At 71.4% G+C, this 9165-nt stretch carries 9 protein-coding genes; 4 read left to right on the top strand and 5 right to left on the bottom strand.

Features of this window, described 5'->3' with window-relative positions; translation table 11 throughout:
- Both asnB and ABDW35_RS25220 read left to right on the top strand, forming a co-directional pair.
- The coding region (gene asnB / locus ABDW35_RS25225; protein ID WP_343716617.1) for an asparagine synthase (glutamine-hydrolyzing) at positions 1-1686 on the top strand (1686 nt) is incomplete at its 5' end.
- A gap of 138 nt (positions 1687-1824) precedes the next feature.
- Positions 1825-2787: a lysophospholipid acyltransferase family protein gene (locus ABDW35_RS25220; protein WP_343716616.1), complete on the top strand. Its 963-nt coding sequence runs from the start codon at positions 1825-1827 to the stop codon at positions 2785-2787.
- Between the two features lie 7 nt (positions 2788-2794).
- Here ABDW35_RS25220 and ABDW35_RS25215 read toward each other — a convergent pair whose 3' ends face one another.
- Positions 2795-3460, bottom strand: coding sequence for a GntR family transcriptional regulator (locus ABDW35_RS25215; RefSeq protein WP_343716615.1), 666 nt, complete (start codon positions 3458-3460; stop codon positions 2795-2797).
- A 125-nt stretch (positions 3461-3585) separates the two neighbouring features.
- Between ABDW35_RS25215 and ABDW35_RS25210 the strand changes: the two genes are divergently transcribed.
- Both ABDW35_RS25210 and bioB read left to right on the top strand, forming a co-directional pair.
- Positions 3586-4143: a biotin transporter BioY gene (locus ABDW35_RS25210; RefSeq protein WP_343716614.1), complete on the top strand. Its 558-nt coding sequence runs from the start codon at positions 3586-3588 to the stop codon at positions 4141-4143.
- Positions 4140-5138: a biotin synthase BioB gene (gene bioB / locus ABDW35_RS25205; RefSeq protein ID WP_343716613.1), complete on the top strand. Its 999-nt coding sequence runs from the start codon at positions 4140-4142 to the stop codon at positions 5136-5138. Before ABDW35_RS25210 ends, bioB begins: the two co-directional genes overlap by 4 nt.
- Positions 5139-5141: 3 nt before the next feature.
- Here bioB and ABDW35_RS25200 read toward each other — a convergent pair whose 3' ends face one another.
- The 4 genes from ABDW35_RS25200 to ABDW35_RS25185 all read right to left on the bottom strand — a co-directional run.
- Complete coding sequence (locus ABDW35_RS25200; RefSeq protein ID WP_343716612.1) at positions 5142-6194, bottom strand: isochorismatase; 1053 nt, start codon at positions 6192-6194, stop codon at positions 5142-5144.
- Positions 6195-6254: 60 nt separating this feature from the next.
- Positions 6255-7187, bottom strand: coding sequence for a ribose-phosphate pyrophosphokinase (locus ABDW35_RS25195; protein ID WP_343716611.1), 933 nt, complete (start codon positions 7185-7187; stop codon positions 6255-6257).
- A gap of 187 nt (positions 7188-7374) precedes the next feature.
- A complete protein-coding gene (pgeF, locus tag ABDW35_RS25190) occupies positions 7375-8136 on the bottom strand; it encodes a peptidoglycan editing factor PgeF (protein WP_343716610.1) in 762 nt (253 codons plus the stop codon).
- Positions 8137-8188: 52 nt separating this feature from the next.
- A partial coding sequence (locus ABDW35_RS25185; RefSeq protein ID WP_343716609.1) for an SAM-dependent methyltransferase occupies positions 8189-9165 on the bottom strand: 977 nt, incomplete at its 5' end.

Here is a 9165-nt window from a genome sequence, read left to right as displayed (position 1 = left end):
CATCGCGGCCCGGACTCGTCGGGACGGTTCGTCGCGGATTCCGTGGGCCTGGTGTCGACGCGTCTTGCGATCGTCGACGTCGCCCATGGGCAGCAGCCCTTGCATGGGCCGGACAGCACCGTCCTGATCGCCAATGGCGAGATCTACAACGCCCCGGCCTTGCGGGCCGCCCTCGGGACCGGGCGCTGCACCACTGGCTCGGACTGCGAGCCCGTGGTGCATCTCTATGCGCAGCAGGGCGTGAGCTTCGCGCAGGCCCTGCGCGGGATGTACGCCATCGCTATCTACGACCGGCCGCGGCGGCGGCTCGTCCTGTCCCGCGATCCCTTCGGCATCAAGCCGCTCTACTATGTCGAGACCGACCAGGCCTTCGCCTTCGCCTCCGAGCCCCAGGCCCTGTTCAAGGCGGAGCTGGCGCGGGCGGGCGTAGCGGCGCTGCGGCGCGCCGAGCTGATGCAGCTGAAGTTCACCACCGGCGAGGACACGATCTTCCCACAGGTCCGGCGCGTGCTGCCGGGCGAGACCCTGGTGGTCGAGGATGGGCGTGTGACCGAGCGGCTCCGGCGCCCGGCGCTGCCCGTGGTGATGGCGAGCCGGCCGACCGATCCGGACACCATGATCAAGGCGCTGGACCGTGTGCTCGAGGACAGCGTCGCGGCGCATCTCCGTTCGGATGTTCCCTGCGGCCTGTTCCTGTCGGGCGGCGTCGACTCCTCGCTGCTCCTCGCCTATGCCCGCCGCGTGTCGGACGGTCCCGTCCCGGCGATCACCATCGGCTATGACGGCTCGGACTCCGTCGACGAGAGCCGCGAGGCGGTGCGGATCGCCAGGTTGTGCGGGGCTGATTGCGAGCGGGTGGAGATGGGCCCGGCCGCCTTCTGGGCGGTCGCGCCCCGGGTGGCGGCGGCGCTCGACGATCCGACCGGCGATCCCGCGGCCCTGCCGACCTACTGCATGGCCCAGGCGGCCGCGGCGGCCGGCCTCAAGGTCATGCTCTGCGGCGAGGGGGCGGATGAGCTGTTCGGCGGCTATGTCCGCTACCGGCGCACGCGGCTGCCCTGGCGGTGGCTGTCGCGGCCGGCCCGGGCTGACGGCATCTTCCATGGCTTCGACGGGATCTGCGGCCTCGACGGCTGGCGTACGGCCCTCGGTGCGGTCGAAGGCCGCTCGGCGGAAGCGGGCCGCAGCCTGCTGCAGACCCTCCAGGCGATCGACTGCGACGAGGCGCTGCCCAACGCGTTGCTGGCCAAGCTGGATCGCTGCCTGATGCGCCACGGGGTCGAAGGGCGCACGCCCTTCATCGATCCGGTGGTGGCGGAGTTCGCCTTCTCCCTGCCGGATCGGACCAAGGTCGGCCTGCAGCATGGCAAGCTGCTGCTGCGCCGGCAGCTGGCGGCGATGCTGCCCGACAGGGTCGCAACGGCCCGGAAGCGGGGCTTCAACACCCCCGTCGGCCGCTGGATGGTGGAGCGGCGGGACCGCCTGCGGCTGCTTCTGCCGCAGCAGCCGGGGCTTGCCGAGTTCGTCCGGCCCGATCTGGTCCGGCGGCTCTGCGACGAGGCGGCGGCCTATCCGCAGCAGGCCTGGAGCCTGTTGTTCTATGCCCTCTGGCACAGCCATCATGTGATGGGGCTGTCGCCTGACGGGACCGTGGAGGATGTCCTGGCACAAGCAGCTCGTGGTTGACAACCCCACCATGAGGATACTGTGCGATGCGGCCAAATCCTGGCACATCCGATGTGAACCGGTGAATTTGCTCGATCCTTCAGGACCATGGTGTTGTCGACCCTGCGCGGGACCGCGCGCGAGAAAGCGAAGCCACTCATGTCTTCGGTGCTGCGCCGGCGCGCCACCGACCTGCTGGTCGCGGCCCCGGTCTATGCGATGTTCGCTGCCTGCCGCCTGCTGCCGATCGGGGTCGCATCCGCCCTGGGCGGCTGGATCGGGCGGACGCTCGGCCCGCGCGTCGGAGCGTCGCGCCGGGCGGACGCCAACCTGAAGCTGGTGATGCCGGAACTGTCGGCGGAGGAGCGGCGGCGCATCATCCGCGACATGTGGGACAATCTCGGCCGGGTGATCACCGAATTCCCGCATCTGACCGCTCTGTTGCGCCAGGAGACACGGACACCGAACCGCATCCGGATCGAAGGGCGGGAGAATGTCGAGGCGGCCCGGGCCGGGGGGCGGGGCGTGGTCCTCGCCGTGACCCATTTCGGCAATTGGGAGATCTCGCCGATCGCCGCGGTGATGCTGGGGCTGCCGCTTACCGCCTTCTACCGGCCGCTGAAGAACCGGCCGGTCGACGCGCTGCTGCGGCGGATCCGGGAATCGCTCGGCACCCGGCTGCTGGAAAAGCGCATGGAGGGCAGCGGCGCCAAGCAGGCCCTGTCGATCCTGCGTGACGGCGGGGTGCTGGGCATGTTCGTCGACCAGCGTTACACCGGCGGCCTCGACCTGCCGTTCTTCGGCCGCGCCGCGCTGACCTCGCCGGCCGCCGTCGCGCTCGCCTATCACCTCCGCTGCGACGTCCTGCCGGTCCGGTTCGAGCGCCGCGGCGGTGCGCGCTTCGACGTGGTGCTCGAACCGCCGCTGGCGCTGCCGCGCACCGGCGATCGCGCCGCCGACATCGAAGCCGCGACCCGTGTCCTCAACGAGCGAATCGAGGCCTGGGTGAGGGCCCGGCCCGAGCAATGGCTGTGGCTGCACAAACGCTGGTTTCACCCGCCGCCGCGCAAGCCGAAATACCGCCACCTCCAGCGCGAGCAGGTCCTGCCGCCCACCGGGTGACGCGCCGCTATCGGGTCCGGGCCGGATCGGGCTCCGGGGCCTGGCCGCTGGCGCGCTCCAGCGTCTGGATATGCCGGCCCAGCAGCGCCGCGGCCTGGTCGACGGCACCGCGCCGCAGCGCGTCCAGGATCTGCCGGTGATCCTGGTTCGACCGCGGCTGCCAGCCGGCGGAGCGGGTCGCGGCAAAGGCGAAGCGGGAGTTGGCCAGCTGCAGCTCCGCCAGCATCGCCAGCAGCCGCGGCATGCGGCAGGCCGCCACCAGCTCGCGATGGAAGCTGCGGTTCGCCGCCTCCCATTCGGTGAAGGACTGCGCCCGGTCGCCGGCGGTCACCGCCTCCTCGATCCGTTCGATCTGCAGCGGCGTCAGCCGGCGGGCGGCGTGGCGCAGCGCCAGCACCTCCAGCGCCGCCCGGATCTCCACCACCTCGCGCATCGACCGCTCGTCCAGCGGCGCGACACGCATGCCGCGCCGTGGCGCGCTGACCGCCAGGCCCTGCGCCTGCAGGCGCTGGAACGCCTCGCGCACGGGCACATGGCTGGACCCGAACTCATGGGCGATGTGGTCCTGGCGCAGCGGCGCATCCGGCGCCAACTCGCCGGTCACGATCCGCTCGGCCAGGGCATCGGCGATCCGGTGGGCGACAGTCTGCTGGGTCGCGTCAGTCTTTGGCATTCTGGATCATAGATTATCTACTGGATGAATCGATGCGCCGAACGGAATACGCCCCTAAACTCGACTGAGTCGCAACAATCATAGATTAATCTAGAAGATTATCTATGAAATAGAGGGGTAGAACAATGCACTCTCCCATCGACACGCCAGTTTACGCGCCCGTCCTGGCCGGCTGGCGCATTCCCGCCGCGATCATCGGCGGCAGTCTGCTGATGGCGCTCAGCGGCCAGATCCAGATCCCGTTCTGGCCGGTGCCGATGACCATGCAGGTCTGCGCCACCTTCCTCCTGGCCGGGCTTGCCGGCGGGCGGCTGGCAGCGGTGATGGTCGCGACGTTCCTGGCCGAGGCGGCGATCGGCGTGCCGGTCCTGGCCGGCGGCAGCGGCGGCATCGCGCCGCTGGTCGGCCCGACCGGCGGCTATCTCCTCGGCTTCCTCATCGCCGCCTTCCTGGCCGGCGAATGGATCCGGCGCCGCCCGGGCGGGATGGTCGCGACGGTCGTGCCGATGCTGGCGGGCCTGGTCGTGATCTATGCCCTCGGCTGCCTGTGGCTGGCGCAGTTCACCGGCTGGTCGGCCGTGATCCCCGTCGGCGTCGCGCCCTTCCTGCTCGGCGACGCGCTGAAGGTGCTGCTCGCCGCTGCGGTGACCGTCGCCTTGCGCCGTCTGCGGAGGGCTGCGTGACGGCGGCTGATGCCGGTTCCAGGCCCGCGATCCGGTTCGACTGGACGCGGGACGAGGCCGAGGCGCTGTACCGCCTGCCGTTTCCGGAGCTGCTGCACCGGGCGCAACTGGTCCATCGCGAGAGCTTCGATCCCGCGGCGGTCGAGACCGCCAGCCTGCTCAGCATCAAGACCGGCGGCTGCCCGGAGGATTGCGGCTACTGCTCGCAGAGCGCCCGCTGGGACACCGGGGTCAAGGCCACGCGGCTGATGGACCCCGGCGCGGTGCTGGAGCGGGCGGCGCAGGCCAAGGCGGCCGGGGCCGGCCGCTTCTGCATGGGCGCGGCGTGGCGCAGCCCGAAGGATCGCGACCTCGACGCGGTCTGCGAGATGGTGGCGGGGGTCAAGGCGCTGGGGATGTCGACCTGCGTCACCCTCGGCATGCTGACCCGGCCGCAGGCGGACCGGCTGAAGGCGGCGGGGCTCGACTACTACAGCCACAACGTCGACACCTCGCCCGAATTCTACGGCCGGATCATCACCACCCGGACCCTGCAGGACCGGCTGGAGACGCTGGAGCATGTGCGCGCCGCGGGGATCAAGGTGTGCTGCGGCGGCATCGTCGGCATGGGCGAGACGGTCGATGACCGGCTGGGCATGCTGCTGCTCCTGGCCGGGATGGACCCGCATCCGGAAAGCGTGCCGCTGAACCTGTGGAACGAGGTGGCGGGGACCCCGGTGATGCAGACGGCGGAGAAGCCCGACCCGATCGGCTTCGTCCGGCTGGTCGCGGTGGCGCGGATCCTGCTGCCGCGCAGCGTCGTCCGCCTCTCCGCCGGCCGGCAATATATGAGCGATGAGCTGCAGGCCCTGTGCTTCCTGGCCGGGGCCAACTCGATCTTCCTCGGCGACGTGCTGCTGACCACGGCCAATCCCGGGGTCGACCGCGACGCGCGGCTGCTGGACAAGCTGGGGCTTCGGGCGGTGACCGGCGGGCTGGCGCCGGCCGCGGCATAGGGCCTATCGCGGCCAGTCGACGATCGGCCGGGCGGACTCGACGATGTGGACGCCGAGCTCCGCCCAGCGGGCGAATGCCTCCTCGGCCTGCGACGTGAAGTCGAGGGCCGGGACCGGCCGGCCCTCGGCATCCAGCGCCACCACCGCCGACATGCAGTCGCGCAGCACATAGACCCGGCGCGGGAGGGCCGGGTCGAGCGCCCGCATCCGCTCCAGCAGGTCGTCGACCGACCACCGCACGCAATGGCTGGAGGCTTGGCCGGCGACCACGATCCGGTCGGCCCGCAGCAGCTCCAGCAGCGCCGCATCGTCCTGCGGCTTCACCAGCCGGCCGCCGTCCCAGCGGTCCGGCACCTCCGGCCCGAAGGCGGAATAGCTCTCGCTCCAGGGATCGTCGCCCTTGATGATGACGGGCGTCGGCACGCGGCGCAGCAGCGCATGGAACAGCCGGGCCTCCTGGATCAGCCCCGGCATGGCGTGCCCCTCCGACCCGATCAGGCAGTGGTCGGGCCAGATGATCAGGGCGTTGCGGCCCTGCCGCGCCAGGCTGCGGGCATAGTGCAGCAGCTGCCGCTCGACCCAGGCCGCGCCCGCCGCCGCGACATCCGCGGGCACCAGCTCCAGCACGCCGGGGCTCGGCCTGACGCTGCCATCGGCCAGCATCTCCTCGGTGATCACCGTGAACGGAGCGAGCGGACGGCCATCGGCGTCGATCCAGAACGAGCGATGGAAGATCTGCAGCGGCGTGTGGGTGTCGAAGGTCGGGATGATCCGGTCGAGGACGCCCAGGTTGCGGTGGATGAAGGCGGCGAGCCGCGCCGTGTCCTCGACCGCGCCGCGCCCGGACCGGCTGCCGACATACAGCGCGCCCTCGGGCAGGCAGAAATCGCGCTGCACGTCGATCAGCAGCAGGTCGGTGCGGCCTTCGCCGGCCGCCGCGACCTCGCCGCGCCAGCTTTCGGCCGCGGCGCGCAGGGCATCGGGATCGGGCCGGTACGACCAGTCGGCCGCCCGGTCCGGATCGAAGAAGGGAGGAAGCTCCGCCGCCACGCTCATGCGGTCCCCGTGCCTGTCGCCTCGCGAGGGGAAGTATAGCGGCGCGCTTCCCGGCGAGCCTTACTGGAACAGGCTGGAGACCGACTTCTCCTCGGCGATACGCAGGATCGCCTCGGCCATCAGCGGGGCGATGGTCAGCTGGCGGATGTTGTGGCTCAGCCGCACTGCCTCGGTGGCGAGGATGCTGTCGGTGGTCACCATCTCCTTGAGCGGGGAGGCGCCGACGCGGGCCACCGCGCCGCCGGACAGCACGCCGTGGCTGATATAGGCGAAGACCTCGGACGCGCCGCGCTCCATCAGCGCCACCGCCGCGTTGCACAGCGTGCCGGCGCTGTCGGCGATGTCGTCGATCAGGATGCAGCGGCGGCCATCGATGTCGCCGATCACGTTCATCACCTCGGACACGCCGGCCTTCTCGCGCCGCTTGTCGATGATGGCGAGGTCGGCATCCAGGCGCTGCGCCACCGAGCGGGCGCGGACCACGCCGCCGACATCGGGCGAGACGATCACGAGGTTGTCGCTGGAGAAGCGGCTGCGGATGTCCTTCACGAATACCGGCGCGGCCACCAGATTGTCCAGCGGGATGTCGAAGAAGCCCTGGATCTGGCCGGCATGGAGGTCGAGCGTCAGCACCCGGTCGGCGCCTGCGCGGGTGATCAGGTTGGCCACCAGCTTGGCCGAGATCGGTGTGCGCGGGCCGGTCTTCCGGTCCTGCCGGGCATAGCCGTAATAGGGCATCACGGCGGTGATCCGGCGGGCCGAGCCGCGGCGCAGCGCGTCGATGGTGACCAGCATCTCCATCAGGTTGTCATTGGCCGGGAAGCTGGTCGGCTGGATCACGAAGACGTCCTCGCCGCGGACGTTCTCCAGGATCTCGACGAAGACCTCCATATCGGCGAAGCGCCGGATCTGGGCCTTGGTCAACGGAATTTGCAAATAGGCGGCGATCGCCTCGCAGAGCGGGCGATTGCTGTTGCAGGCGATGATTTTCATGGGGGCGGCTCGGTGGTCTCGGGCGGTGGCCGGGGCCGGATGCGGCTGCGTATATCCCGCGCACACCGGGGTGTAAACGGACTAAACGCAACCCTGTCCCGAAATTGTCACATCATCATGAAGACGCAGCCGCCCAGCAGCGCCACGATGATGAACAGGAACAGGGTGATCAGGTGCGGCATCTGTCTCAACCCGTCAGCAGGATCGCCGAGATCTGCCGGCCGTAATCCGGCTCCTTGCGCAGGGTGGTGCGGCGATAGCTGAAGAACCGGTTTTCGTCCGCCAGCGTGTCCAGCCCGGTGACCGTGACCTGCCGCAGGCCGGCGCGGCGCAGACGCGCGGCGACATAGCCGGGCAGGTCGAAATGCGGCCGCGCGCCGGCGCCGGGGATGCGGAAGAAGCCGGCGCTGTCCGGGTCCTCGGCCAGGAAGCGGTCGCGGAACTCGGGGCCGACCTCGTAGCTGTCCGGCCCGATGCAGGGGCCGATCACGGCCGCGATCCGCTCCGGCACCGCGCCCAGCGCCCGCATCGCGGCGACGGTGGCGTCGGTGACGCCGCCCAGCGCGCCCTTCCAGCCGGCATGGGCGGCGCCGACCACCCCGGCCTCGGCATCGGCGAACAGGATCGGGGCGCAATCGGCGGTCAGGATGCCCAGCGCCAGGCCAGGCCGGTCGGTGACCATGGCGTCGGCCCGCGGCGCCGTCTCCGGCGTCCAGGGCGCCGTCACTGTCGCGACATCCGGGCTGTGCACCTGGTGGACGGTCAGCAGCGCCTCCGCGGGCCCCAGCTCGCGCCGGCAGCGGTCGCGGTTCTCGGCCACCGCGTCGCGCCGGTCGCCGGAGCCGAAGCCGCAGTTGCGCGAGGCGAAGATGCCCTCGCTGACGCCGCCGGTGCGCGGGAAGAAGCCGTAGCTGAGGCCGGGCAAGGCAAGGGCGTCGATGGTGATCACGGGGCAGGCTCCGGCCGATGCGGACGACACCGGAATAGCATCGCCATTGTGGTCACGGGAACCCCGCCGGCGCGCCGAGGCCGGGCGCGGTCAGCGCCAGGGCCTTGAACAGCGTGCCCATCTGCTCCGGCCCCGCCAGCCGCTCGATCGCGGCATCGATCTCGGCGGCGCGGGCCGGGGCGGCCTTCTTCAACTGTGCCGCGCGGGGGTGCAGGCCCAGCGCCTCGAGGAAGGCGCCCTGGGCCACCGGGCCATGCGCCTCGGCGCCGGCCTGGACGGCGGCCTTGGCCAGGGCCTGGAAGTCGACATGGGCGGTCAGATCGGCCTCGCCCGGCGCGTCCAGCGGGTCGGCGAAGGCGTGGCGCCGCACGGCCTGGAAGCTGTCGCCCGGCCCGCTCTCGGCCGGGCCGTAATCGACGATCAGCGCCGCGCCGCCCTGCCGCGCCAGCCGCTGGCCGAGGAGGGCGGCATGCGACAGCCCGGCCGGGCAGGCCTCGGCGATCGATCCCTCCGGCATGCCCCGCACCGCATCGGGAATCAGCGCCAGACCCGGATCGGCGCGGGACGACAGCTCCCAGCGCAGCCGGCCGGCGGCGTCGTCCCAGCCGACCAGCCGCTCGTGCCAGCCCTTGGCGCCGCGCCGCCACTGCCGGATCGGCAGGGCGTCGAAGAACTCGTTGGCGATCACCAGCGCCGGCCCGTCCGTCAGGTCCGCCAGCCGGTCCAGCCAGATCGGGGCCGCATCCGCCAGCCGCGCCGCCTGGGCCGCGCGCAGGGTCGGGCTGGTCTCGACCAGATGCAGCCGCAGCGCGGCGCGGAAGCCGGGCGCGGCGCGGCCGATGGCGCGCAGCGCGTCCTGCATCAGCGTGCCGCGCCCGGGGCCCAGCTCGACCAGCAGCACCGGGTCCGGCGCGCCCATGCGCTGCCAGAGGTCGGCGCACCACAGTCCGATCAGCTCGCCGAACACCTGGCTGATCTCCGGCGCGGCGATGAAGTCGCTGGATCGGTATCGAACTCTTCGCTGCCGAA

Source organism: Inquilinus sp. (genome assembly GCF_039594555.1).
Taxonomy (GTDB): Bacteria; Pseudomonadota; Alphaproteobacteria; order DSM-16000; family Inquilinaceae; genus Inquilinus.
This window is presented reverse-complemented; position numbering and strand designations above follow the sequence as displayed.